The organism is Pseudomonadaceae bacterium SI-3, from assembly GCA_004010935.1.
Classification (GTDB): domain Bacteria; phylum Pseudomonadota; class Gammaproteobacteria; order Pseudomonadales; family Pseudomonadaceae; genus Stutzerimonas.
Genome location: CP026511.1, coordinates 3,370,967 through 3,397,005 on the forward strand (window position 1 = coordinate 3,370,967; position 26,039 = coordinate 3,397,005).

Annotated in this window: 24 protein-coding genes; 12 read left to right on the forward strand and 12 right to left on the reverse strand. The window is 61.3% G+C overall.

Annotation, left to right across the window (positions count from 1 at the left end; all coding sequences use genetic code 11):
• Positions 1 to 87 precede the first annotated feature (87 nt).
• The 5 genes from C1896_15735 to recJ all read right to left on the reverse strand — a co-directional run bounded on the left by C1896_15735 (position 88) and on the right by recJ (position 7,673).
• A protein-coding gene (locus C1896_15735) for a peptide chain release factor 2 (protein ID AZZ46225.1) occupies positions 88 to 1,183 on the reverse strand; the annotation gives its coding sequence in 2 pieces (ribosomal slippage) (positions 88 to 1,110 and positions 1,112 to 1,183; 1,095 coding nt in all).
• A 156-nt stretch (positions 1,184 to 1,339) separates the two neighbouring features.
• The gene (locus tag C1896_15740) at positions 1,340 to 2,110 is read right to left on the reverse strand and encodes a DUF533 domain-containing protein (protein ID AZZ46226.1); all 771 of its coding nucleotides are present in this window, start codon (positions 2,108 to 2,110) and stop codon (positions 1,340 to 1,342) included.
• A 27-nt stretch (positions 2,111 to 2,137) separates the two neighbouring features.
• Entirely contained in the window at positions 2,138 to 3,247 is a 1,110-nt protein-coding gene (locus C1896_15745) for an oxidoreductase (GenBank protein ID AZZ46227.1), read from the reverse strand.
• 295 nt (positions 3,248 to 3,542) lie between these two features.
• On the reverse strand, positions 3,543 to 5,639 hold the full coding sequence (locus tag C1896_15750; GenBank protein ID AZZ46228.1) for a dehydrogenase: 2,097 nt from the start codon (positions 5,637 to 5,639) through the stop codon (positions 3,543 to 3,545).
• Positions 5,640 to 5,957: 318 nt separating this feature from the next.
• On the reverse strand, positions 5,958 to 7,673 hold the full coding sequence (gene recJ / locus C1896_15755) for a single-stranded-DNA-specific exonuclease RecJ (protein ID AZZ46229.1): 1,716 nt from the start codon (positions 7,671 to 7,673) through the stop codon (positions 5,958 to 5,960).
• A gap of 304 nt (positions 7,674 to 7,977) precedes the next feature.
• Here recJ and C1896_15760 point away from each other — a divergent pair, with 304 nt between their 5' ends.
• From C1896_15760 to C1896_15770, 3 genes are read left to right on the forward strand one after another with little or no spacing between them, the layout of a single operon-like run.
• A complete protein-coding gene (locus C1896_15760) occupies positions 7,978 to 8,727 on the forward strand; it encodes a hypothetical protein (protein AZZ46230.1) in 750 nt (249 codons plus the stop codon).
• Complete coding sequence (locus C1896_15765; GenBank protein AZZ46231.1) at positions 8,724 to 9,428, forward strand: allophanate hydrolase; 705 nt, start codon at positions 8,724 to 8,726, stop codon at positions 9,426 to 9,428. Before C1896_15760 ends, C1896_15765 begins: the two co-directional genes overlap by 4 nt.
• Positions 9,425 to 10,339, forward strand: a complete 915-nt coding sequence (locus tag C1896_15770; GenBank protein ID AZZ46232.1) for an allophanate hydrolase — start codon at positions 9,425 to 9,427, stop codon at positions 10,337 to 10,339. The genes C1896_15765 and C1896_15770 overlap by 4 nt, the downstream gene beginning before the upstream one ends.
• Positions 10,340 to 10,454: 115 nt before the next feature.
• Here C1896_15770 and C1896_15775 read toward each other — a convergent pair whose 3' ends face one another.
• Positions 10,455 to 10,997, reverse strand: a complete 543-nt coding sequence (locus C1896_15775; GenBank protein AZZ46233.1) for a hypothetical protein — start codon at positions 10,995 to 10,997, stop codon at positions 10,455 to 10,457.
• A gap of 175 nt (positions 10,998 to 11,172) precedes the next feature.
• Here C1896_15775 and C1896_15780 point away from each other — a divergent pair, with 175 nt between their 5' ends.
• Both C1896_15780 and bfr read left to right on the forward strand, forming a co-directional pair.
• Positions 11,173 to 11,391, forward strand: coding sequence for a (2Fe-2S)-binding protein (locus C1896_15780; GenBank protein ID AZZ46234.1), 219 nt, complete (start codon positions 11,173 to 11,175; stop codon positions 11,389 to 11,391).
• 199 nt (positions 11,392 to 11,590) lie between these two features.
• Complete coding sequence (gene bfr, locus C1896_15785) at positions 11,591 to 12,061, forward strand: bacterioferritin (protein AZZ46235.1); 471 nt, start codon at positions 11,591 to 11,593, stop codon at positions 12,059 to 12,061.
• Positions 12,062 to 12,219: 158 nt separating this feature from the next.
• Here bfr and grxD read toward each other — a convergent pair whose 3' ends face one another.
• The gene (grxD, locus tag C1896_15790) at positions 12,220 to 12,546 is read right to left on the reverse strand and encodes a monothiol glutaredoxin, Grx4 family (protein AZZ46236.1); all 327 of its coding nucleotides are present in this window, start codon (positions 12,544 to 12,546) and stop codon (positions 12,220 to 12,222) included.
• A gap of 271 nt (positions 12,547 to 12,817) precedes the next feature.
• Here grxD and argF point away from each other — a divergent pair, with 271 nt between their 5' ends.
• Complete coding sequence (gene argF, locus C1896_15795; GenBank protein AZZ46237.1) at positions 12,818 to 13,738, forward strand: ornithine carbamoyltransferase; 921 nt, start codon at positions 12,818 to 12,820, stop codon at positions 13,736 to 13,738.
• Positions 13,735 to 14,844, forward strand: coding sequence for an iron ABC transporter ATP-binding protein (locus tag C1896_15800; protein ID AZZ46238.1), 1,110 nt, complete (start codon positions 13,735 to 13,737; stop codon positions 14,842 to 14,844). The genes argF and C1896_15800 overlap by 4 nt, the downstream gene beginning before the upstream one ends.
• A gap of 24 nt (positions 14,845 to 14,868) precedes the next feature.
• On the opposite strand, the gene C1896_15805 is transcribed toward C1896_15800, so the two are convergent.
• Both C1896_15805 and C1896_15810 read right to left on the reverse strand, forming a co-directional pair.
• On the reverse strand, positions 14,869 to 15,387 hold the full coding sequence (locus tag C1896_15805; GenBank protein ID AZZ46239.1) for a tRNA adenosine(34) deaminase TadA: 519 nt from the start codon (positions 15,385 to 15,387) through the stop codon (positions 14,869 to 14,871).
• A gap of 25 nt (positions 15,388 to 15,412) precedes the next feature.
• Positions 15,413 to 16,783 carry a copper oxidase gene (locus C1896_15810; protein ID AZZ46240.1) on the reverse strand — a complete coding sequence of 457 codons (1,371 nt, stop codon included), beginning with the start codon at positions 16,781 to 16,783 and terminating at the stop codon, positions 15,413 to 15,415.
• A gap of 197 nt (positions 16,784 to 16,980) precedes the next feature.
• On the opposite strand from C1896_15810, the gene C1896_15815 reads away from it, so the two are divergent.
• Positions 16,981 to 17,829, forward strand: a complete 849-nt coding sequence (locus tag C1896_15815) for a hypothetical protein (GenBank protein ID AZZ46241.1) — start codon at positions 16,981 to 16,983, stop codon at positions 17,827 to 17,829.
• A 69-nt stretch (positions 17,830 to 17,898) separates the two neighbouring features.
• On the opposite strand, the gene guaA is transcribed toward C1896_15815, so the two are convergent.
• From guaA to C1896_15830, 3 genes are all read right to left on the reverse strand, one after another.
• A complete protein-coding gene (gene guaA, locus C1896_15820) occupies positions 17,899 to 19,479 on the reverse strand; it encodes a glutamine-hydrolyzing GMP synthase (GenBank protein ID AZZ47700.1) in 1,581 nt (526 codons plus the stop codon).
• A 100-nt stretch (positions 19,480 to 19,579) separates the two neighbouring features.
• Entirely contained in the window at positions 19,580 to 21,049 is a 1,470-nt protein-coding gene (locus tag C1896_15825) for an IMP dehydrogenase (GenBank protein ID AZZ46242.1), read from the reverse strand.
• A 132-nt stretch (positions 21,050 to 21,181) separates the two neighbouring features.
• A complete protein-coding gene (locus C1896_15830; GenBank protein ID AZZ46243.1) occupies positions 21,182 to 21,727 on the reverse strand; it encodes a sugar ABC transporter ATPase in 546 nt (181 codons plus the stop codon).
• A 137-nt stretch (positions 21,728 to 21,864) separates the two neighbouring features.
• On the opposite strand from C1896_15830, the gene C1896_15835 reads away from it, so the two are divergent.
• Genes C1896_15835 through C1896_15850 form a run of 4 tightly spaced genes read left to right on the forward strand, consistent with a single transcriptional unit; the run spans position 21,865 to position 26,010 of the window.
• Complete coding sequence (locus tag C1896_15835; GenBank protein AZZ46244.1) at positions 21,865 to 23,244, forward strand: exodeoxyribonuclease VII large subunit; 1,380 nt, start codon at positions 21,865 to 21,867, stop codon at positions 23,242 to 23,244.
• 23 nt (positions 23,245 to 23,267) lie between these two features.
• On the forward strand, positions 23,268 to 24,086 hold the full coding sequence (locus C1896_15840) for a peptidase M23 (protein AZZ46245.1): 819 nt from the start codon (positions 23,268 to 23,270) through the stop codon (positions 24,084 to 24,086).
• A gap of 19 nt (positions 24,087 to 24,105) precedes the next feature.
• On the forward strand, positions 24,106 to 24,648 hold the full coding sequence (locus tag C1896_15845) for a hydrolase (GenBank protein ID AZZ46246.1): 543 nt from the start codon (positions 24,106 to 24,108) through the stop codon (positions 24,646 to 24,648).
• A 54-nt stretch (positions 24,649 to 24,702) separates the two neighbouring features.
• On the forward strand, positions 24,703 to 26,010 hold the full coding sequence (locus C1896_15850) for a mechanosensitive ion channel protein MscS (GenBank protein ID AZZ46247.1): 1,308 nt from the start codon (positions 24,703 to 24,705) through the stop codon (positions 26,008 to 26,010).
• Positions 26,011 to 26,039: the final 29 nt, after the last annotated feature.

Sequence of the window (26,039 nt, forward strand, 5' to 3'; positions counted from 1 at the left end):
ACCCTACATCTGGACACTGGAACTCGAGTTGGGTGGGCCGGGCGGCGTTCCGCTTCAGCCCACCCACGCTGGCCAAGCTCAGTAGCGTTAAAGCCCTTGCTTCAAACTGGCTTCGAGGTACTGGTCGATGTCGCCGTCCAGCACCTTCTGGCAGTCGCTACGTTCCACGCCGGTACGCAAATCCTTGATGCGCGAATCGTCGAGCACATAGGAGCGAATCTGATGACCCCAGCCGATATCGGATTTGGTGTCTTCCAGCGCCTGGGAGGCCGCGTTGCGCTTCTGCATTTCCTGCTCGTACAACCGGGCCCGCAGCATTTTCATGGCGGTGTCCTTGTTGGCGTGCTGGGAACGCTCGTTCTGGCAGGCCACCACCGTGTTGGTTGGTACGTGGGTAATACGTACCGCCGAGTCGGTGGTGTTGACGTGCTGACCACCGGCACCGGAAGAGCGGTAGGTGTCGATGCGCAGGTCGGCCGGATTGATGTCGATCTCGACCCTGTCGTCGATCTCGGGCGAGACGAACACTGCCGAGAATGAGGTGTGGCGGCGGGCGCCAGAGTCGAACGGGCTCTTGCGCACCAGGCGGTGCACGCCGATCTCGGTGCGCAACCAACCAAAGGCGTACTCGCCTTTGATGTGTACGGTGGCGCCCTTGATACCGGCGACTTCGCCCTCGGACAGCTCGACGATCTCGGCGCTGAAACCGCGCTTGTCGGCCCAGCGCAGGTACATGCGCAGCAAGATGTTGGCCCAGTCCTGGGCTTCGGTGCCGCCGGAACCGGCTTGGATGTCGAGGTAGGCGTTGTTGGGGTCCATTTCGCCGCTGAACATTCGACGGAATTCCAGCCCTTCGAGGATGCCGCGCAGGCGGTCGAGTTCGGCGGCGACATCGTCCACGGCGCTCTGGTCGTCTTCTTCGACAGCCATGTCGAGCAGGTCGCGGGAATCGGCCAGGCCGCCCTCGAGGTCGTCGATGGTCTCGACGATCTGCGCCAGGGTGGCGCGCTCGCGGCCCAGGTTCTGGGCGTACTCAGGTTTGTTCCAGACGTTCGGGTCTTCGAGTTCGCGGTTTACTTCGACGAGACGATCATGCTTCTGATCGTAGTCAAAGATACCCCCGAATTGACTGGGTGCGCTCGGACAGGTCCTTGATGCTGTTGAGGATCGGGTTGATTTCCATAGGTCGGCAGCTCTCAATCGGACGGTGCGAAAAGCCGGCGATTATAGCGCAGCAGGCCGCCGCTGACAGCCCACACGGGACCGCCGGAGCGGCAAAAGTCAAGCGGACTTAGTTTAGGAACGAGCGGAGGCGGCCCAGTGACCGCCCCGCATGCGGTCAGGCGGAGACGCCGCGAACCTGGCTTTCCAGTTCGGCTTTCAGCCCAGCATCAAGTTTCAACTGGCGCCCCAGTTCGTCCAGGTAGGCACGCTCCATGAACTGTTCTTCGTCCACCATCAGCACGCTGGCGATATACATCTCCGACGCCATTTCGGGCGTGGTAGCAGCCGCGGCAACGTCTACCGGATCGAGTGGCTTGTTCAGCTCGGCTTCAAGCCAATGCTGCAAAGCTGGGTCATCAGTGAGCTGGGCCAGTTCAGCCTCGATCATCTTGCGTTCCTGCTCGTCGACGTGTCCGTCGGCTTTGGCCGCGGCGACCAGCGCCTTGAGGATGCCCCGGCTGTGCTCTTCCACTTGCTCGGGTGGCAGCCGGTCCACTGTCTTTGGCTCGGTCTGAACGGGGTTCGGCTGAGTCACCCCGGCCCCGCCCTGCTGCGCCTGTTGTGCCTGCCAGTTGCCGTAGGCTTTGTAGGCCAGCATGCCGAGCGCGGCCAGCCCGCCATAGGTGACGGCCTTGCCACCCATGCGGCGCCCTCGTCGGCTACCGAGCAACATGCCAAGCGCGCCGGTTGCCAGCGCGCCTTTCCCACCGCCGCCCGCACCTCCGAGCAAGCTGCCAAGCGGTCCGCCTGCGCCGGAAAGCATGTCACCGAGCGAGCCGCTGCTGCTGCCCTTCGGAGCGCCTGGAGGCGTAACGGAGTTCTGATGTTTTTGGAGAAGGTCCTGCCCAGACTTGAGCAGCTGATCGAGCAAACCGGAGGCTTTCATGGTATTTCCTGCTTACGAATGGAGGGGTTAGTCGAGCGAATCGGGGACTTGCCGGATCGGCGTATTACGATGGGCGGCACGTACATATTGGGCAGGCCAGGGCACCGAGTTATCACGCAGATCTTCGGCCGCGTGCAGCGGCCAGTAAGGGTCGCGCAGCAGCTCGCGGGCGAGCAGGATCAGGTCCGCCTGACCGGTGCGCAGAATGTGTTCGGCCTGGACCGCCTCGGTGATCATGCCGACCGTGCCAGTGGCGATACCCGCTTCGCGGCGGACCTGCTCGGCAAACTGGGTTTGATAACCCGGCCCAACGGGAATCTCGGCGTTGACCGCTGTACCGCCGGACGATACGTCGATCAAGTCGACGCCCAGCGTCTTCAGCCGACGCGCCAGTTCGACGGTTTCTTCCGAATTCCATCCGTCCTGAACCCAGTCGGTTGCCGACAGGCGAACGAATAGCGGCAGCTCCTCCGGCCATACGGTGCGCACCGCCTGGGTAACCTCCAGCAGCAGCCGAATGCGGTTTTCAAACGAACCGCCATAGCCATCCTGACGCTGGTTGGAAAGCGGTGAGAGGAACTGATGCAGCAAGTAGCCGTGGGCGGCGTGTATCTCTGCGATCTTGAAGCCCGCCGCCAGAGAACGCTCGGCGGCACGAACGAATGCCTGGATGACGTCTGCGATCCCTGCGTCATCGAGCGCAGTGGGCACCGCATGCTCCGGGTCGAAGGCAATGGTCGACGGCCCCACCGGTGTCCAGCCTCCAGCGGCGATGGGAACGCTACCGTGGCGTCCGAGCCACGGCTGCCAGGTGCTGGCCTTGCGGCCAGCATGTGCCAGCTGAATGCCCGCGACCGAACCCTGAGCCTCAATGAAGCGCGTAATACGCCGCAGCGGCTCCACGTGCTCATCCGACCATATGCCGAGATCCTCGGGTGAAATCCGCCCGCTGGCTGTAACTGCAGTTGCCTCGATAATCACCAGCCCCGCGCCACCCACCGCACGACTGCCCAGGTGCACCAGATGCCAATCGTTGGCCATGCCAGCCTTTGCCGAGTACTGGCACATGGGCGATACGGCAATACGATTGGGCAGGGTCAGCTGGCGCAGGGTGAGCGGCTGGAAGAGCTGTGTCATGGAAACCTCGACTGCATGGGATGCGTTTTGGACATCCTTCAGTACAGACTGTTTCGGTGACTTTGCTCGGCTTGGACTGTGTTTGCTGAAGAATCGGTGACGGGGTGTTGCAAGCTGTGCGCGAGCAAAATCCCTTCACCGGTGCGGCGCAACGCTCGCACAACGTGAAGATGCATCCGGGGCGGCGCCGCGCGCAACGTTGGCTAATGCCGCGGGCTACGGGCTCCAGCTTGTCTAGAAAGAGTTAGAGCATCAGAAGATCGGGTTGCCCGCCCCGATCAACCAACGCCTTCAGTTACGCCGCCTCAACCTCGACCGGCACGCCATTGAGCGCTGCGTTTCCAGACAAGGCATCGAGCTGGCGCTCATCGGTAAGGTCGTTGGCACTGGCGCCCGGCTGACGATTAGCGATCTCCAGCTGGACGCCGGGACGACCATGGCCCCAGCCATGCGGCAGGCTGACCACACCGGGCATCATCTCGTCGCTGGTGGCGACTTCAACTTCGATCATGCCAACCCGCGAGCGCACCCGCACGCGCTGACCATCAAGCAGTCCCAGCCGGCTCAAATCTGCGGGATTCATCAGCAGCTGATGGCGCGGCTTACCCTTCACCAGACGGTGATAGTTGTGCATCCAGGAGTTATTGCTGCGCACGTGGCGGCGTCCAATCAGCACCAGCTGACCGGCAGGCACACTGGTCGCCGCAGCGAAACGCTGGAGATCACCGAGGAACAGCGATGGCGCCGCCTGGACCCGCTGCCCCTCGGTTTTCAAGCGGCTGGCCAGATTCGACTTCAACGCACCGAGATCGAGCCCGTGCGGATAGTCGCGCAGCTTGGAGAGGCTCAAGTCGAGCTCGCTTTTTTCTCCATACGGGCCGGCCCGCAAGCTGCGGTCAATCATCTGTTCTGGCGCCATGGTGGGCTTGAGCTCAGCGCCAACACGCGCTGCGAAGGCCCGGGCCAGACCGACGAATATTTCCCAGTCATGCAGCGCACCCGCCGGCTTGTGGAGGACCGGCTCGTTGAAGCGGGTAACGTTGCGCACGGCGAAGACGTTGAAGGTAGTGTCGTAGTGATCATGCTCCAGCGGCGCGGTCGGCGGCAGGATCAGGTCGGCGTAGCGGGTGGTTTCGTTGATGTAAAAATCGACGCTGAGCATGAACTCCAATCCGTCCAGCGCCTGTTCCATTTTTCGCCCGTTCGGCGTGGAAAGCACCGGATTTCCGGCAACGGTGACCAGCGCCCGAATCTGTCCTTCCCCTTCGGTGAGCATTTCTTCGGCCAACGCTGACACCGGCAACTCACCACCGTATTCCGGCAGGCCCGATACGCGGCTCTGCCAGCGGTTGAAGTGCCCACCTGAGGTACTCGCGACCAGGTCAACCGCCGGCTCTGTGCAAAGCGCGCCGCCCACACGATCCAGGTTACCTGTCACCAGGTTGATCGACTGCACGAGCCACTGACACAGCGTCCCGAACGCCTGAGTAGAGACGCCCATCCGCCCGTAGCAGACCGCTTTGTCTGCGGCAGCGAAGTCCCGCGCCAGTTGTCGAATCTGCTCCGCCGGCACGCCGCAGCGCGGCCCCATCGCTTCCGCAGTGAACGGCGCAACCGCGGGTCGGAGTTCATCCAGCCCCTCTACCGGAAGATGGCTGGCACGTGTCAGGCCTTCATCGAACAAGGTATTGAGCAAGCCGAACAGCAACGCCGCATCTTCACCCGGGCGGACGAACACATGCTGATCGGCAATAGCGGCGGTTTCACTACGGCGCGGATCGACTACCACCAGCTTGCCGCCGCGCGCCTGCACGGCCTTGAGGCGCTTTTCCACGTCTGGGACGGTCATGATGCTGCCGTTGGAGGCCAGCGGATTGCCGCCAAGGATCAGCATGAAATCGGTATGGTCAATGTCTGGAATCGGGATTAGCAGGCCGTGGCCGTACATCATCAGGCTGGTCAAATGATGCGGCAGCTGGTCGACCGAGGTAGCGGAGAAGCGATTGCGGGTTTTCAGCTGACCGAGAAAATAGTTGCTGTGGGTCATCAGCCCGTAGTTGTGCACGCTGGGGTTGCCCTGATAGACCGCCACGGCGTTGTTGCCATGCCGCTCGCGAATCTCAGCCAGGCGCTCGGCGACCAGCGCAAACGCCTCGTCCCACTCGATCGCCTGCCACTCGTTGCCGACACGACGCATCGGATGGCGCAGGCGGTCCGGATCGTTCTGGATGTCCTGCAACGCGACGGCCTTGGGGCAGATGTGACCGCGACTGAAGCTGTCCTGAGCGTCGCCCTTGATGGAGACGATCTGCTCATCGCGGGTTTCGATGGTCAGGCCACAGATGGCCTCGCACAGGTGGCAGGCACGGTGGTGCTGGGTCGTTTCGCTCATCGCAGGCTCCGGAGGATTGTTCTTGTAATCCAATCACTCTAGGCCGGAGCCAGGCCGGCGCCAATCATGCACGTCGTGGCATATATGGGGCGATTCAGATAACCGATCTTCGTCAGCTCAGCCCTTTACCCTTGTAGCGAGTGCAGCCTTTCTGCCGGAGACAATCCCAACACCGAGTCACCGACAAGCTGGCAGCATCGATGTGGAGCGAGCCGCTAACCTTGTAGGAGCGAGCTTGCTCGCGATCAAGGCCTCCACGCAGCAGAAACTCACCTAAGGCTCCTTAACCTTTACATCCCCAGCGGGCAGATTCGATCGTCAGCGCGCCGCGATATGCGCCACCAGTAGCTGCACGCTTTCCCGACCGCGAAACTCGTTCACGTCCAATTTGTAGGCCAGATCGGCCCAGCGCACGGTGGGGTTGGGCCACAGCTCGCGATCGATGTTGAAGGCAATGCCATCGAGGGTCAGCGAGCCGCATTCGCTCTTGAGCACCATCTTCAGGTGCTTCTCGCCGACCAGTCGCTGCTGCACCAGCTGGAACACACCATGGAACACCGGCTCGGGAAAATGCTGCCCCCACGGACCAGCATTGCGCAACGCCTTGGCCAGTTCCAGATGGAACTCCTGAATGCTCAGCTGCCCATCGGTTAACAATCGCCCGGTGAGGTCGTCTTCGCACAACTGACGCCGCACTTCGGCGTCAAAGGCCGCCGCGAACGCGCCGAAATTCGCCTCCGGCAGCGACAGACCAGCCGCCATCGCGTGGCCGCCGAACTTGCTGATCAGGCCGGGATGGCGCGCCGCGACAGCATCCAGTGCATCACGGATATGAAAGCCCGGCACCGAACGCGCGGAGCCTTTCAGCACGCCCTCGCCAGCGTCGGCAAAGGCGATGGTCGGACGGTGATAGCGTTCCTTGAGCCGTGAAGCGAGGATGCCGATTACGCCCTGGTGCCAGTCCGGTTCGAACAGGCAGAGGCCGAATGGCATGTCTTCGAGTGGCAAATCCTTCAACTGCGCCAGCGCCTCGCGCTGCATGCCCTGCTCGATGCCCTTGCGATCCTGATTGAGCTGATCGAGCTGAACGGCCATGTCGCGCGCCAGCGCTTCGTCTTCGCAGAGCAGGCATTCGATGCCCAGCGCCATGTCGTCCAGCCGCCCCGCCGCGTTCAATCGCGGGCCAAGGATGAAGCCGAGATCGGTCGAGGTGATGCGGCTGTGATCGCGCCCGGCAACCTCCAGAATTGCCCTTAACCCAGGCCGTGCACGACCAGCACGGATCCGAGCCAAACCTTGATGAACGAGGATTCGATTGTTCGCGTCCAGCGGCACCACATCGGCAACGCTGCCGAGCGCAACCAAGTCCAGCAGCTCGGCCAGGTTCGGCTCGGCCCAGCCATTGCGGGTAAACCAGCCTTTTTCACGTAGCGCGGCGCGCAAGGCCAGCAGCACATAAAAAATCACCCCGACCCCGGCGATGCACTTGCTCGGGAAGGCGCATTCCGGCTGATTGGGGTTGACGATGGCATCGGCCGCCGGCAGTTCTGGACCCGGCAGGTGATGGTCGGTCACCAGGACCTTGAGCCCTGCGGCTTTGGCCGCCGCGACGCCATCCACGCTGGAGATGCCGTTGTCCACCGTCACCAGCAGATCGGGCTGACGCTCGAGCGCCACGGCGACGATCTCCGGCGTCAGGCCGTAGCCGTACTCGAAGCGATTGGGCACCAGATAATCTACATGCGCTGCGCCCAGCTGGCGCAGCCCCAGCACACCCACAGTGCTGGCGGTGGCGCCGTCGGCATCGAAGTCGCCGACGATGAGAATGCGCTGCCGCTTCTCCAGCGCCTCGACCAGCAACGCCACGGCAGCGTCGATCCCGCTGAGCTGGCCGTACGGAATCAGCCGTGCCAGCCCTTTGTCCAGCTCGCTGATCGACTGCACGCCACGGGCTGCGTAGAGACGCGTCAGCAGCGGCGGCAGGTCGCCCAGGTCGGGGAGCTGTTCGGGAAGAGGACGGGGTTCGATGCGCATCTGTTGATTATCCGGTGCAACTGAAGTGAGTGACATTGATGTAGCGAGCGGGGCCGGGCAGCCAAACGCAGGACGTGGCAGACGCGACTGGCAGGGTCGCTATTGGCGCAAATGGCCAGACAGTCGCAGCGGGAACGCCGACGCGACCTGCGCCGCTTGGACCGGCCGCAAGCATACAGGAATGAAATGTTGCCGGGCCGCCCGCCGACGTGTGCCCAATGATCAGCAATCGCAGATCAATGCTTTATCATCGTGGCGACCGCACTAGGCCAATACGAAACCCGCCATTACCCCGGAGACCGCCATGAAGCGCCTGCTACTTAATTGCGATATCGGCGAGAGTTTCGGGGCCTGGACGATGGGCTTGGACGCCGAGGTCATGCCCTTCATCGATTGCGCCAACATCGCCTGCGGCTTTCACGCGTCGGACCCGCAGATCATGCGCCGCACCGTCGCCCTGGCAACGCAACATGAGGTGAAGATCGGCGCGCACCCCGCCTACCCCGATCTGGTCGGCTTCGGTCGGCGCTCCATGGCCTGCAGCCCGGATGAAGTGGAGAACATGCTGCTCTATCAGATCGGCGCACTGGACGGCATCTGCCGCGCCGAAGGCACTCAGGTTCGCTACGTCAAACCGCACGGCGCGCTCTACAACGACATGATGCGCAAGCCCGAGCTGCTCCGCGCGGTGATGAACGCGGTCATCGCCTACTCGCCGGCGCTGCCCTTGATGCTGATGTCCACCCGTGACAACAGCACTGCCCAGATGCTAGCCGACGAGCTTGGTGTGACCCTGTGGTTCGAAGTGTTCGCCGACCGCGCCTACGACCCGGACGGCATGCTGGTCTCTCGCAGTCAGCCCGGCGCCGTTCATCACGACGCCGACACGGTCGCGGTCCAGGCCTTGCGCCTGGCTAAAGGCGAAGCACTTACCGCCAGCGACGGCAGCGCGCTGGTGCTGCGCGCCGACAGCCTCTGCGTACATGGGGACAACGTCGGCTCCGTCGCCGCAGTCCAGCGGATACGCCAGACACTCCAGAGCCTGGCAGGATGAAGCCACGAATCGAAGTGGTCGGCATCGATTGTCTGATGCTGCGCCTGTTCGACGAGATCGACGAAACCCACATGCCGTGGCTACTCGCAGCGGCCCGGCGGCTACGCGAGGCGTTCGGTGGGGCGCTGCTAGATATCGTGCCCTCCTACACAACCTTGCTGGTGCATTACGACCTGAGCCAACTGGATGATGATCAGGCGCGTCAGCGAGTGGCTGAAGCGCTGCATGATCTGCAGCCGGACACAGGCGGACAGGTACGCGAACTGAACATTCCGGTGTGGTACGACCCGAGCGTCGGACCTGAACTGGAGGTATTGGGCCGACGCAGCGGGCTCGGCACGGCAGGCGTGATCGAAAGGCATAGCGCGCGCACCTATCAGGTCTTTGCGCTGGGCTTTGCACCGGGCTTCGCCTTCATGGGCTTGGTCGACGAACGCCTCGCCAGCCCGCGCCTGCAAACGCCGCGTAAACGAGTGCCAGCTGGCAGCCTGGGGATCGCCGATCGCCAGACGGCCATTTACCCGCTGGTATCGCCAGGCGGCTGGAACCTCATCGGACGCAGCCCGACTCGCCTGTTTGACCGGCAGCTGGACGGCTACAGCATCTGGCAACCCGGTGACCGGGTCTGTTTCCAGCCCATTGATCGCGCCGAATTCCTGCGGCTTGGCGGGGACGACACGCCCTACGAGGAAGCGCCATGAGCCTGTTGATCGAGCGCAGCGGCGCCCTGGCCAGTCTGCAGGACGGCGGTCGATTCGGCGTCCGCCATCTGGGCGTGACTCAGGGTGGCGCTGCCGATTGGGTGTCGCAAGCATCGGCCAACTGGCTGCTGGGTAATCCGCTTCAGGCCGCTACCGTGGAAATCACCCTGGGCAATCTTGTTCTGCTTGCCGAAGCGGACGGCTGCCTGGCCTTGAGCGGCGCCGACCTGGCCGCAACGCTGGAAGACCAACCCATCACGCCAGGACGCAGCTTCAACATCCGCAAGGGCCAGCGCCTGCGTTTTGGCACGCCGCAACTGGGCGTGCGCGCCTATCTCGCCGCCCCCGGCGGATTCACGGCGCCGCAACTTCTGGGCAGCTGCGCCACGGTACGCAGAGAGGGACTCGGCGGCTTGCACGGCAATGGCCAGCCACTGGTTACAGGCGACCTTCTGGCCTGGAATGGCTCACCAGCTAGCAGGCGTGAATTGAAGTCTGAACAGACCCCAGCATTGTTTACCGACGCTCCGCTGCATGTCGTGTTAGGGGCGCAGATCGGAGACTTCAGCGGCCAGAGCCTGTTCGAGGCGTTCAACTGTTCATGGACAGTGGATCAGCGTGCCGACCGCATGGGCATTCGTCTGCTAGGGCCAATGCTGCGCTGTTCACGGCAAACAATGATTTCGGAAGGCGTGCCGCTGGGCGCCATCCAGGTCCCGCCAGATGGCCAGCCCATCGTATTGCTCAATGACCGGCAGACGATTGGCGGCTACCCGAGACTGGGAGCGCTGACACCACTTGCGGTCGCACGCCTGGCGCAGTGCCTGCCAGGCACCGAGGTGCAATTGAAACCGGTGGCACTGCAAGCCGCGCAACGCGAGCAACGGCTGTTGCTCGCCCAGTGGCACTAACGGCGTCAGCGGCGCGAAACCATGCACGGCTGACCAGCCTGTAAGTGTCCGAGCAGGCGCAGTACTGACAATCCTGGCTCAGGCCTAGAAGCCAGACTTGTCAGCCGCTGAAGGCTCAGCCGCGCTCACCAACCAACCACTCCAACGGCACTTCGTGCTGGCCACGCTCGTCGGTGATAAACAGTGCGCCCTCGCTGACCATCACGCTCCAGCTGACCGACCTTGGCAGATCGCGCGCGACGGCTTCCAGCGCTTCTTGCCCCACCGCTACCACGTTGATCTTTTTCAGGCTGCGCACGCTGTCGAGCACCTTCGTCTGCCATACCCGCAGATTGCCGTAGGCCACCAGGCTGAAACGTTCGGCGCGCCGCGAGCACCAGGTGATCCGCTCGGCATCCGGCTGGCCGACCTCAATCCAGTGCAGCACGCGGTCATCGAGGCTCTTTTCCCAGAGCGCCGGCTCATCGACATCCGACAGCCCCCGACCGAACGCGAGCTTTTCGTCATACCAAAGCACGTAGGCGATCAGCCGTGCCACCAGCCGCTCCTCGGTTTCCGAGGGATGCCGAGCAACAGTGAAGCGCAGATCCTGATACACGTGGCGGTCAAGATCGGTGAGATTGATCTCTACCTTATAAGGTGTGGCTTGCAAGGCCATGACAGCTCCAGGCGGCAAAAGGAGGCGCAGTTTAGCCTATTGGCACAGCCTCAGAGGCGACCGTAGCGTGGGTTCCCGCGCCGCCCGGAGAAGGTAAAATCCGACGAGCGTTCTTTGACAATCGTTCTCATTATATTTAGCATCCGCTTATTCGCAGACCCAACGGGTAGTTCATATGTACGTGTGTCTTTGCCAGGGCGTTACCGACGGCCAGATCCGTGAAGCCATCTACGAAGGTTGCTGCAGCTATCGTGAAGTGCGAGATGCTACTGGCGTGGCCACGCAATGCGGTAAATGCGCATGCGTTGCCAAGCAGGTTGTTCGCGAAACCCTGAGCGATATCCAGAGTGCCAGCACTTCTCTCGCTTACCCTGCAGGTTTTGCGCCTGCCTGAAACCCTGTCGATATTCCGGAGCCGGGCACATGCCCGGCTTTTTTCTGCCCGCGAATCAAAGCCTTGGCGCCAAGTCGCGGAACAGACTTATTCTTATTCCGCTTTACCCTTTATCATTCAAGGACTTAGGTTTGACAGTACCTAGGTTCGTGGCCAGACTGCGCTTATCAACGAACCCGATTCGACGCAGGACACCAACATGAAAGGCGACAAGCTGGTCATTCAGCATCTGAACAAGATCCTTGGCAACGAACTGGTCGCAATCAACCAGTATTTCCTGCATGCGCGCATGTATGAAGACTGGGGACTCGGCAAGCTCGGCAAGCATGAGTACAAAGAATCCATCGACGAGATGAAGCATGCTGACAAGCTGATCAAGCGCATCCTGTTCCTCGAAGGCCTGCCTAACCTGCAGGACCTCGGCAAATTGCTGATTGGTGAAAACACTCGCGAAATGCTCGAATGTGACCTCAAGCTCGAGCAGGGCGGCATCCAGGATCTCAAGGTCGCGATCGCCTACTGTGAGAGCGTCGGTGACTACGGCACTCGCGAATTGCTCGAAGACATCTTGGAATCCGAAGAAGAACATATCGACTGGCTGGAAACCCAGCTGAGCCTGATCGGCAAGGTCGGCATGGAGAACTATCTGCAGTCGCAGATGGACGAGTAAAAGCGTCCGAGCTGTAATGAAACGGGAGCCTCGGCTCCCGTTTCTTCGTTATTGCCTAGCACCTCGTTGTAAACACGAGCCACTTTTTGACCTGAGCGAGCCGAAATGCAGACGAAAAAAAACCCGCGGCCAGGCGGGTTCTCTTTTTGGAGTCGCGATCAGGCGCCAGCTTTCTCGACGGCCTGCTTGATCAGCGGTTGCAGCTCACCCTTTTCGAACATTTCCAGGATGATGTCGCTGCCACCGACCAACTCGCCATCCACCCACAGCTGGGGGAAGGTCGGCCAGTTGGCATACTTCGGCAGATTGGTGCGGATTTCAGGATTTTGCAGGATGTCGACGTAGGCGAACTTCTCGCCACAGCCCATCACAGCCTGGGTCGCACGGGCAGAAAATCCACACTGCGGGGCGTTGGGCGAGCCTTTCATATAAAGCAGCACCGGGTTCTTTTCGATCTGCTCTTTGATGGTTTCGATGATATCCATGGGGCACCTCGGCTAGTCTCGGTTGCCGCGCATTGTACAGAACAGCAGCCTAAAAGCCGAGTCGCGGGCTCGGCTTTTATCAGCTCGCATCCAGCACAGCTCGCCTGCAGCGCCGGAATCTGGCGCGCTGAGGCCGATTTGCGCCGGCTGAGACTTTCTGGATAAGATCGCGCCTTTCCCGTTTCGTCGCCATCTATGCGACCCCTGTCGTAGGCCCTTCTTTTTTCGTCGAAATCTACGGCCTCGACTGCGGCAATGAAAGGTAGTTGATATGAGCGCAAGGCATTTTCTCTCACTGATGGATTGCACGCCCCAGGAGCTGTTAGGCCTGGTCCGTCGCGGCATCGAGCTGAAGGATCTGCGCGAGCGCGGCATTCTGTTCGAGCCGCTGAAAAACCGCGTCCTGGGCATGATTTTCGAAAAAGCCTCGACCCGCACGAGACTATCTTTCGAAGCGGGGATGATTCAGCTCGGCGGCCAAGCCGTATTTCTCTCGCCGCGCGACACGCAATTGGGCCGCGGCGAACCGATCAGCGACTCAGCCATCGTCATGTCGAGCATGCTCGACGCCGTCATGATCCGCACTTTCGCTCATTCAACGCTGACCGAGTTTGCAGCGAACTCCTCGGTGCCGGTGATCAACGGTCTTTCAGACGATCTGCACCCCTGCCAACTGATGGCCGACATGCAGACTTTTCATGAGCTGCGCGGCAGTATCGCGGGCAAGACCGTCGCCTGGGTCGGGGATGGCAACAACATGTGCAACTCCTATATGGAGGCCGCGCTTCAATTCGATTTCCTGCTGCGTATCGCTTGCCCGGCGGGCTACGAGCCCAAGAGCGAGCTGCTCGCGAAGGCTGGAGACCGAGTGCAGGTTTTCCGTGACCCACGCGAAGCGGTAGCGGGTGCACACCTGGTCAGCACAGACGTCTGGGCCTCCATGGGCCAGGAAGACGAAGTCGCCGCTCGTATTGCCACCTTCCGCCCCTACCAAGTCGACCGCGCCTTGCTCGACGCGGCAGCCGAAGACGTCCTGTTCATGCATTGCCTGCCGGCGCATCGCGGCGAGGAGATCAGCCACGACCTGCTCGACGACAAGCGAGCAGTCGCTTGGCAACAGGCCGAAAACCGTCTGCATGTACAAAAAGCCCTGCTTGAGTTTCTGGTCGAGCCGGCTTACCACCACGCATGAGCCATGAACCGCTGCTGCATCTGCGCAACCTCGACTGCGGCTATGGCGGTCAGAGCATCGTGCAGAGTCTCAATCTGCACCTGAATCGCGGCGATATCGGCTGTCTCCTGGGGCCATCCGGTTGCGGTAAAACCACTACATTGCGGGCTATCGCCGGATTCGAGCACGTCAACGAAGGCGAGATCCAGCTCGGCGACGCCGTGCTTTCGCGCCGTGGTTTTACCCTGGCGCCCGAGAAGCGCAGGGTCGGCATGGTGTTTCAGGACTATGCCCTGTTCCCGCATCTGACCGTGACGGAAAACATTGGCTTCGGTATCCGCAAGCATCCGCAATCGCAACGCATCGTGCGAGAAATGCTTGACCTGGTGCATCTCGCGCCGCTCGGCAAACGCTATCCGCACGAGCTTTCCGGCGGCCAGCAACAGCGTGTTGCGCTCGCCCGAGCCCTTGCGCCCGAGCCGGAACTGCTTTTACTAGACGAGCCTTTCTCCAACCTCGATGGCGACCTGCGCCGGCGCCTGAGCCACGAAGTTCGCGAAATTCTCAAGGCGCGTGGCACCAGCGCCATTCTCGTCACCCACGATCAGGAAGAAGCCTTCGCTGTCAGCGATCAGGTCGGCGTGTTCAAGGATGGTCGGCTGGAACAGTGGGACACGCCGTTCAACCTGTACCATGAGCCGCTTACACCCTTCGTGGCGAGTTTCATAGGCCAGGGGTATTTCATCCGCGGCCAGCTGATTGACCCGGAGACAGTACAGACCGAACTGGGCGTCATTCGCGGCAACCGCGCCTACACCATGCCGGCTGGCAGCTCGGTGGATGTCCTGCTGCGTCCGGATGACATCGTCTATTCGCCGGAAAGCAGACTCAAGGCGCTCATCGTCGGCAAGACATTCCTTGGCGCCTCGACGCTGTATCGCCTGCAGCTGCCTACCGGCAATCAGCTGGAGGGGATATTTCCCAGCCACGCGGACTACCCGACTGGCCAGGAAGTCGGTATTGCCATTGCTGCCGACCATTTAGTGGTGTTTCCTGCGCAGGGCAGCGTGGCCGCCCATGAAAAGCTGCCAGACGCGGGCGTGCGTCGCTACAGCAGCAACGTCTGATCGCTGACAGCGCTGCGCCTCGCCTTAGCCCTCCAACGATCCTTGCACCGCCTCGCCACCTTGTGTCTTGAGGCGGCGCCCCTTGAAGAACTCGCTCAGCACCTGGCTGCACGCGTCCGCGCTCACCCCGCCCTCGATTAATACGCGGTGGTTGAGGAAATGCTGCGAAAAGAACTCTCCGCGACTGACCGCAACGCCAGCCTTGGGCTCCGTGGCGCCATACACCACCCGCTGAATACGCGAGTGGACGATCAAGCCTGCGCACATGCTGCAAGGCTCCAGCGTCACGTACAGCGTGCTGCCCGGCAACCGATAGTTTTCCAGGCTCGCCGCTGCATCGCGAATAGCGACCATCTCAGCGTGAGCACTGGGGTCGTGAGTGGAGATCGGACAATTGAAACCGCGGCCGATAACCTTGCCATCCTTTACGACCACCGCACCGACCGGCACCTCCCCTAGCCTTGCGCCTTCGGCCGCAAGCGACAACGCCTCGCGCATGAACTCATCATCGCGAGAACGATCAATGATCACCGGCTTTTTCATCTATTCCACCCGACTGTCGCTTCCATCAAACCACTTCAATCGCCGCCATCAGCCCGGTTTCCATGTGATCGATCACATGACAGTGGAACATCCATACACCAGGATTATCCGCCACCAGCGCAATTCGGGCCGTCTCGTTCTTGCCGAGCAAGTAAGTGTCGGTATACCAGGGATCGATTCGTTTGCGGTTAGACGAGATGACCTTGAAGGTCATACCGTGTAGATGAATCGGGTGCTGATATTGGCTGAGGTTGCGCAGCTCGAATATGTAATGACCGTTTTTCTTCAACGTGGCAATGGGCCGATCCGCACAGGTCTTGTCATTGATGTCCCAAGCCTGACCATTGATCTGCCAGAACGTGAACGCGTCGCCCTGCGCCGCGTCGCTGGACAACGTGCCGGCCCACTCGAAGTTGAAGCGCAGCGTTTCGGCCCGCTGCAGGTCCGGTTCAGCGATTGGGTTGGCTGGCAGCGGTGCCGGCCAGTTACCCTCGTCTTCTGTCGTGGCGATCGATGAGAGCGTAGCCAGCCTCAATGGGCCATTGCGCAAGGATAGCTGCTCGCCAGCAGGCGGCACTTTCAAGGCCAGATCGATGCGCATTCCCGGCCCCAGCCAATAGGCTTTCCCCAGAGGCCGCGGCGCGATCGGGTTGCCATCGATTGCATAGATACGCGCACTACCACCCGGCAGGTTCAGCCGGTAGGTGACGGTGTTGGTGAGATTGATGATGCGCAAACGCACCACTTGGCCCGCCGGCAGTTCAAGGGTTGGCGCGTGCTCCCCATTGATGGTCGACAATACGCCAGGTGTTCCTCCTCGGGCAGCTTCTCGCGGTACGCTGAAATCGGTGAAGTGTCCCTGCTTGTCGACATGCCAGTTCTTAAGGCTTAGCGTTCGCTCATGGCGAAAACCGCTCGGCTCGCGCTCCTCGACAATCAACGGCCCTACCAGGCCGCGCCCCAGCTGCTCGGCGCTCGACGTGTGTGGGTGATACCAGAAACTACCCGCGTCCGGCACTTGAAACAAATAATCGAACGACTCGCCAGGCAAGACAGGCAGCTGGGAAACATAAGGAACCCCATCCATATTCAGCGGCAGGCGGATGCCATGCCAATGGATAGTGGTGGGCTCCGGCAGGTGATTGGTGAAGCGCACCCGCAACCACTCCCCCTGTCTGGCGCGCAGTTCGACGCCCGGCGCCTGCCCACCGTAGCACCATGCTGGGGTCTTGGTGCCGGCGATCAACTCGATCTCAGCTGGAGCTGCGATCAGCTCGTAATCATGGGTCACGGGATCAGCGGGACGCCCAAGCCAATAGCGTGCTCCGCCACCGGCAACGCCCAACGCCGCTAGCCCAGCTAACCCGGACAGCACTTTCCTTCGGGTAAAAGTCATTTCATTCTCATCAAAACTGCACGAGCAGTGGCACAAACAACTAGATTGGAATCGCTCGCATTTGCATCATGCTACAGCTTCGTGCGCTATGTCGCAGCATGCAAGCAATGCCCCTAGCAAGCCCCTCAATTAATAACAGCGAACCCTAGCGCCTGATCGCGCGTCTACTAAGGAGACATCCATATCGAGGAGGCGCCATGCACCCCACTGCAGCCCAGGCCAAAGGCGAAGTCAGCCGAGGCATCACCTGGCTCGCTCGAAGCGGCTACGCCGCACGAGGCGTTGTCTATCTGATCGTCGGCATATTCGCCTTTATGGCCGGCATCGGCAGCGGAAACACCGTCGGCACCAAAGGCGCCATTCAACAATTGTTAGGGCAGCCCTTTGGGGAGACCTTGCTCTGGATCATGGTTGTCGGACTCGTGGCTTACGTGGCGTGGCGCCTAACCCAGGCGATTACCGACCCGGAAGGCCATGGCACCGATGCCAAGGGCTTAGTGATCCGGGCAGGTCTCGTAGGAAGTGCCGTGGCCTATACCCTGCTTGCCCTATTCACCCTTGGGCTGCTTGGTAGCTCCATCGGCGGATCAGGCGGCAGCGGAGGGTCAGGCGGCAGCGGAGGGTCAGGCGGCGACTTCCTCTCGGGCCTGCTTAGTTGGAAATACTCGAATTACCTGATCTATCTGGTTGCGCTGGTACCCTTGGGCGTTGGTATTGCCCACATCATCAAGGGCTGGAAAGCCAAGTTCGAAAAGTACTTCTACGCATCCGAACACGTCATGAAATGGGTTCGCCCCATTTCCCGCGCAGGTCTCATCGCACGCGGCGTCGCCTTTCTGGTAGTTGCCGGCATGCTCTTCACAGGTGGCAGCCACTACGAGCCAACCAACCCACCGGGCCTGGAAGATGCTCTGAATGCTCTGCAAAACTTGCCCTTCGGCACGTTCTGGCTATCGCTGGTTGGCCTTGGATTGGTGGCCTTCGCTATTTACAGCTTCTCCGAAGCGATTTGGCGCCGTATCGATACGCCGGCCGTCATGCACTGACTGGCACGCTGCAAAGCAGAAGCCCCGGCAACCCGGGGCTTCTTGGTTTTTATCAGACCGCTTGCTGAATCATTCCCACTCGATAGTCGCCGGCGGCTTGCTCGATACGTCGTACGTCACGCGTGAGATACCGTCGATTTCGTTGATGATGCGGTTGGAGACCTTCTCCAGCAGCTCATACGGCAGATGTGCCCAGCGTGCAGTCATGAAGTCGATGGTTTCTACCGCACGCAGGGCGACGACCCAGGCGTAGCGGCGGCCATCGCCGACGACACCCACCGACTTAACCGGCTGGAACACCACGAAAGCCTGGCTGGTCTTGTGGTACCAGTCGAAGTTGCGCAGTTCCTGGATGAAGATGTGGTCAGCACGACGCAGCAGGTCGGCGTATTCCTTCTTCACTTCGCCGAGGATGCGCACGCCCAGACCCGGGCCTGGGAAGGGATGGCGGTAGACCATGTCGTAAGGCAGGCCGAGTTCAAGGCCGATCTTGCGGACTTCGTCCTTGAACAGCTCGCGCAGGGGCTCGACCAACTTGAGGTTCATCTCCTCCGGCAGGCCACCAACGTTGTGGTGCGACTTGATTACATGGGCCTTGCCGCTCTTGGCACCAGCGGACTCGATGACGTCCGGGTAGATGGTGCCCTGAGCGAGGTACTGGATGTTGTCCAGCTTGCTGGCCTGGGCGTCGAACACGTCGATAAAGGTACGACCAATGATCTTGCGCTTCTTTTCCGGATCAGCTTCGCCAGCCAGATTGTCGAGGAACTGGGCTTCGGCGTCGGCACGGATCACCTTAACGCCCATGTTCTCAGCGAACATCGCCATCACCTGGTCGCCTTCGTGCAAGCGCAGCAGGCCGTTGTCGACGAACACGCAAGTCAGCTGATCGCCGATGGCTTTGTGCAACAGCGCCGCAACCACCGAGGAGTCGACACCACCGGACAGACCCAACAGCACGTTGGCCGAGCCGACCTGATTGCGAACCTGCTCGACCAGATCATCGACGATGTTGGACGGCGTCCACAGCGCTTCGCAGCCGCAGATTTCCAGCAGGAAACGCGACAGAATGCGCCCACCCTGGCGGGTATGGGTCACTTCCGGGTGGAACTGCACGCCATAGTAGCGACGGTCATCATCACCCATGGCAGCAATCGGGCAGCTCGGTGTGCTGGCCAGGATGTGGAAGCCTTCCGGCAGCGTCGTTACCTTGTCGCCGTGACTCATCCAGACGTCGAGGCCGAACACGCCGTCGTCGTCCATGTGATCTTCGATGCCGTCGAACAGCTTGGACTTGCCGACCAAGTCGACGCGCGCATAGCCAAACTCGCGCTCATCTGAACCCTGCACCTTGCCGCCCAGCTGCTCCGACATGGTCTGCATGCCGTAACAGATACCGAACAGCGGTACGCCGAGATCGAACACGGCCTGCGGCGCGCGCGGGCTACCTTCGGCGTGCACAGACTCCGGGCCGCCAGCCAGGATGATGCCGCGCGGCGCGAAGTCGCGAATGTCCTCATCGCTCATGTCGAACGGATGCAATTCGCAGTAGACGCCGAGTTCGCGCACGCGACGGGCGATCAGCTGGGTGTACTGCGAGCCGAAGTCCAGAATCAGGATGCGGTGAGCGTGAATGTCTTGATGGGCCATTTTTTTCCCCTGGAAAAAACGGCTGAAGGCTGAACGCAAGCGGCTGAACGAGACATTGCCCATCCAGCCGCTCAGCGATCAGCCTCCAGCGACAGAAATATCAACCAACCCGGTAGTTGGGCGCTTCCTTGGTGATCTGCACATCATGCACATGGGACTCGGCCATGCCGGCACCGGTGATGCGCACGAACTGCGGGTGGGTGCGCATGTGATCGATGGTCGCGCTACCGGTATAGCCCATGGAGGCGCGCAGGCCACCCATCAGCTGGTGAATGATTGCTGCCAGCGAGCCCTTGTACGGCACGCGCCCTTCGATGCCTTCCGGCACCAGCTTTTCGGCACCAGCGGAGGAATCCTGAAAGTAACGATCCGACGAACCCTGCGCCTGGGACATGGCGCCCAGCGAGCCCATGCCGCGGTAGGCCTTGTAGGAGCGGCCCTGGAACAACTCGATCTCGCCCGGAGCTTCCTCGGTACCGGCAAACATCGAGCCCATCATCACGGCATTGGCGCCGGCCACGATGGCCTTGGACAGATCACCGGAGAAGCGGATGCCGCCATCGGCGATCATCGGCACACCGGTGCCTTCGAGCGCGGCGGAGACGTTGGCGATCGCGGAAATTTGCGGCACGCCGACACCAGCGACGATGCGCGTGGTGCAGATCGAACCTGGGCCGATGCCGACCTTGACCGCGTCAGCGCCAGCCTTGACCAGGTCCAGCGCGGCTTCGGCAGTGGCGATGTTGCCGCCGATGACCTGGACCTGCGGGAAGTTATCCTTGACCCAACGAACGCGATCGAGCACACCGCGAGAGTGGCCGTGTGCGGTGTCGACGACGATCACATCGACGCCGGCAGCAGCCAGGGCTTCGACACGCTCGGCGGTATCGGCACCTGTGCCGACGGCGGCGCCGACACGGAGGCGGCCTTCACCGTCCTTAGAGGCCAGCGGGTAGGTCTTGGCTTTTTCGATGTCACGGAAGGTGACCAGGCCACGCAGGTGGAAGTTGCTGTCGACCACGAGCATCTTCTCGATGCGATGCTCATGCAGCTTGGCTTTGATTTCCTCGAGCCCCGTCCCTTCCTGAACGGTGATCAGCTTTTCCTTGGGCGTCATGATCGCGGCAACCGAATCACCGACGTTCGGCGTGAAGCGCAGGTCGCGCCCGGTGACGATCCCCACCAGTTCTTTGCCCGAGACCACAGGGAAGCCAGAGAAACCAAGCTCGCGCGCCTTGCGCAGCAGTTCGCTGATCTTGGTTTCAGGCGTCACGGTCGCCGGATCGTGAACGATGGCCGTTTCGTGGCGCTTGACCTTGCGCACTTCGGCGGCCTGCTGCTCGACATTCATGTTCTTGTGGATGATGCCGATGCCGCCTTCCTGCGCCATGGCGATGGCCAGGCGAGCTTCGGTGACGGTGTCCATTGCAGCCGAAACGAGGGGAATGTTCAGCTCGATTTCGCGGGTCAGGCGGGTCTTGAGGCTGACATCCTTCGGCAAGACCTCGGAATAACCCGGGATCAGGAGAACATCATCGAAAGTCAGGGCTTCTTGGCTGATACGCAGCATGGCGGGGGCTCCCAGGCGGGAAAAAGGAAGCGCGGCATTATACCCACGCACACCATTACGCTCAATGCAGTTGTAAGGTCCGCCGCGCGCGTTCCGCTTCGCTACGTCGAACAAATGACTGACCGGTCACCTCTACGCAACCACCACCGCCACCTTGAATCCCAGCCGTCCAGCGAACTCGTCAAGAAAGGGCTGGGCAAATACAGCCTCGCCCCAACCGTTGAAGATGAAGCCAAGATTGGAAAAGCCGCAAGCCGGAATGAACAGGAAGCCGTTGATGTCATCCTCGTACCCGCATTCCGGACAGGTGAAGGTGTCGGTCTGTGCAGGCATCCACTCGTCGAGACTCTCGAACAGCGCCTCACCAATCTCTTGCCGACATTCAGGGCATCCGGCCTCCTCGGCAAACGCCCGGGTCGGCGTGTAGATGCAGCGCTTGGTCACAACCTCCAAGCCATTGATCGGCTCAGCGAACGGCAACCGCTCAGGGTGCAGCACAACGTTGCGCGCACCCGATCCAAGCGCATAGGCCATGCCGCCAACACCGCGCCCACAGGTGGTTGGCAGCGCCTCGACGATGCGCCGCTCGGCAAGCCAACGCAGGATCATTCGCGCCTTGGCCTCATGGCCAGGAAAGGATGAGATACGCGGCACGACGATCGCTTGACTGTGACTCATGACTGACTCGAAAGGAGGCGAAGAAAGCGGCGCAGCATAATGACTACTCAGCGTAGGTCAACGACGCGGCGTCGCCTGTTGTCCGTTTGGCCATTCGCCCTCAGCGCCTAACCATACTTTTCCCTTATCATCCCGGCATGCTCAAAGATCCTTTCCAACGCCTCAATCTCGACCGTGAAGTGCTGACCGTCAGCCAGCTCAACGGTCGCGCGCGGCTGCTGCTCGAAGATGTCTTCGCCCAGGTGTGGGTAGAAGGCGAAATATCCAATCTGTCCAAGCCGGCATCCGGCCACGTCTACTTCACGCTGAAGGACAAGAGCGCCCAGGTGCGCTGCGCGCTATTCCGACAGAACGCCTTGCGTGTGCGTCAGGCGTTGCGCGACGGCCTCGCGGTAAAAGTGCGCGGACGGGTGTCCTTGTTCGAGGGCCGCGGCGACTATCAGCTGATTCTCGACAACGTCGAGCCAGCGGGCGACGGCTCGCTGCGCCTGGCATTCGAAGCGCTAAAGGAGAAGCTGAGCGCCGAAGGCTTGTTCGACGCCGCCGGCAAGCGCGCCCTGCCCGCTCACCCGCAGCGTATTGGCATCGTCAGCTCGCCCACCGGTGCGGTGATCCGCGACATCATTTCGGTGTTCCGTCGACGGGCGCCGCATGTTGCCCTGACGCTGGTACCGACCCCGGTCCAGGGCCGCGAAGCGACGGCACAAATCGTCCGTGCGCTGGAACTGGCTGACCGTGGCGGCTTCGATGCCCTGATCCTGGCGCGCGGCGGCGGCTCATTGGAAGACCTGTGGTGCTTCAACGAAGAAGTGGTCGCACGCGCCGTGGCAGCCTGCGAGACGCCGATCGTTTGCGCCGTAGGCCATGAAACCGACGTTTCCATTGCCGACTTCGTCGCCGACGTACGCGCGCCGACGCCTTCCGCGGCAGCCGAACTCCTAGCACCCAGCAGCGCCGACGTGCGCCAGCGACTCGATGGCCTGCGCCAGCGCTTGCTGCTGCGGATGCGGGACCGTTTACACCGCGAGGCATCGCGCCTCGAAGGCCTGACACGCCGGCTGCGACACCCAGGCGAGCGCCTGCAACAACAGGCCCAGCGCATCGACGATCTTGAACATCGCCTGCTGCGCGGCATCGACCGTCGACTCTGCGCCGGGCAGGAGCGCCTCGCCCGCTTCGAAACACGCCTTGCGGGCCAGCACCCAGGCCGAAACCTGAACCTGTTACGCCAACGCCTCGATCATCTGTCCAGCCGCCTACCCCGAGCAATGCAGGACACCCTGAAAGGCCATCGCCAACATTTACAGGGACTGGCGCAGACGCTGAATGTCGTCAGCCCGCTCGCCACCTTGTCACGTGGCTACAGCATCCTGCTCGACGAGCGCGGCCAGGCTATTCGGCATGCGGGCCAGACCCAGCCCGGCCAACGACTCAAGGCGCGCCTGGGCGAAGGCGAGCTGGACGTCAGGGTCGAAGACAATCATCAAACGCCCGTCACCTTGTCACTGCTGGACTAACCCACTTTTTGCCCAGGACTCTTATGCGTTTTGCCCTTGCCTTGCTGCTCTGCCTTTCACTTCCCGTCCACGCCGAAGGTTTTCTCACCCGCCTGCTCAACAAACCCGTACCCGGCGGCGTCGCGGTAATCGACCTGGGTAACGATGCCAGCGCGCCAACAGCACGGTACGACGGCAAACCCGTGCTGGTGGTTCGCGAAGATGACAAGCGCTGGATCGCCATTGTCGGCGTTCCGCTGTCGGTCAAAGCCGGTCAGCAGTCGCTGGATGTCGACGGCCAAGCACATGGCTTCCGTGTCGAACCTCGCACCTACCGCGAACAGCGCATCACCTTAAAGAACCAGCGCCAGGTCAACCCCAACCCGGCCGACCTCAAACGTATCGAGCGCGAACTGGACGAACAGACACGGGCCTATAGGCAGTTCAGCCCACGCCAGCCCAGTAACCTGTTGTTCGACAAGCCGGTCAACGGCCCGCTGTCCTCGCCGTTCGGGCTGCGCCGCTTCTTCAATGGTGAAGAGCGCAATCCGCATTCCGGGCTGGATTTCGCAGCAAAGACCGGTACACCGATCAAGACACCGGCTGCCGGCAAGGTCATTCTCACTGGCAATTATTTCTTCAATGGCAAAACCGTGTTCGTCGACCACGGCCAAGGCCTGATCAGCATGTTCTGTCATTTGTCGCAGATTGATGTGAAGGTCGGCGACGAGCTTGCCCGTGGTGCCGTGCTCGGCAAGGTCGGCTCCACCGGCCGAGCCACCGGCCCGCATCTACACTGGAACGTCAGCCTAAACGATGCACGGGTCGACCCGTCGATCTTCATCGGTGCGTTCAAACCCTGACCCGCCCCAAGGACCCCTTATGCTCATCAATGCGCAGGATTCGACGCTTGTCATCATCGACATTCAGGAACGGCTATTTCCCGCCATCGAAGACCACACCACGTTGGCCGAGCACAGCGCCTGGCTGATCCAGGTTGCCCAACGCGTCGGTGTGCCGGTGCTGGTCACCGAGCAGTACAGCAAGGGCCTCGGGCCTACGATCGCAGCCCTGCGCGATGGCATGGCTGACGAGGCGATCATCGAGAAGCTGCATTTTTCCGCAGCGCGCGATGGCGAACTGTTCAGGCGTCCCGGTGGCGACCGCAAGCAGGTCATCATCAGCGGCATCGAAACCCATATCTGCGTACTGCAGACCGCGCTCGACCTGCTGGCTCGCGGCAATCAGGTATTCGTGGTCGAAGAGGCTGTCGGATCGCGCCGCGCCAGTGATAAGGCGCTGGGCCTGGCACGCATGCAGCAGGCCGGTGCCAGCATCGTTTCGCGAGAGATGGTCGCGTTCGAATGGATGGAGCAGGCGGGTACCGAGCTATTCCGTTCCATCAGCCGCGAGTTCATTCGCTGATATGAGCAGCTTCTAGGTCTCCGCTTGCCGGACGCCAAATGACAGTGAGGACGCATGCAAGAAGAATTGAACACCTGGCTGGCATGGCTGAGCGAACATGCAGAGCTGCAGACACTTGTGTCCAGCGCCGCGCTGATATTCGCCGCCTGGCTCGCCAACTGGGTGGTCAAACGGATCCTCGTCCGCGGCCTGTACAAGGTGCTGCGCAGCTCACGTGAAACCGAGTTGCAGGATTTCGGCATTATCCGTCGGCTGTCCAACATCGTACCGGCGCTGGTGCTTTCCGTTGGCGTAAACGCTGTACCGGGCTTGCCGGAAGCAGCTGTCACGGTGGTGCGCAACGTGTGTGGTGGTTTCATCGTACTCACCATCGCGCTCGCTCTGGGCGCGCTGCTGGACATCATCAATATGATGTACCGGCGCCGATCGGATGCGCATGTGCACCCGATCAAGGGCTATCTGCAAGTCATCAAGATCGTGATTTATGCGGTCGCGACCATTCTCATCATTGCCACTCTGATCGATCGCTCACCACTGATCCTGCTGTCCGGCCTCGGCGCCATGGCCGCGGTCCTACTTTTGATCTTCCAGGACACCATCCTTTCGCTGGTGGCCAGCGTACAGATCACCTCCAACGATTTGATCCGCGTCGGCGACTGGGTGGAAATGCCGCAGCTGAATGTCGATGGCGACGTCATCGACATCGCGCTGCATACCGTGAAGGTGCAGAACTGGGACAAGACCATCAGCAACATCCCGACCAAGCGCTTTATCAGCGACTCGTTCAAGAACTGGCGGGGCATGCAGGAAAGCGGCGGCCGCAGGATCAAGCGCAGCCTATTTCTGGATCAGCAAAGCGTGCATTTTCTCAGCAGCGACGAATGCGAGCGCCTGCATCGTTTCAACCTGCTCGATGAATACCTCACCGAAAAACGCCGAGAGATTGACGAGTGGAATGCCAAGCTTGAAGAGCGCGGCAAGGAGCCGGTGAATACTCGACGCATCACCAACATTGGCAGCTTCCGTGCCTACGTAGAGCGCTACCTGCGCAGCCATGGAGGCATTCACCAAGGCATGACCCTGATGGTGCGCCAGCTCAGCCCTACCGCTGACGGCTTGCCGCTCGAGATTTACTGCTTCACCAACACCGTCGCCTGGACCCAGTACGAGGCCATCCAGTCAGACATTTTCGATCACCTACTGGCGATCCTGCCCGAGTTCGGCCTGCGCGTGTTCCAGCACCCGAGCGGTGCGGACATGCGCGAGGGCTATGGCTCGGTCAGCCAGCTGCTTAGCCGACCGATGCCGCAGTTGCCCCAACCGAGCGACCGGCTCGACGACGACAAGATCCAGGACGGCTGATTGCAGCCAGCAGTGGAAGACCACCGCTG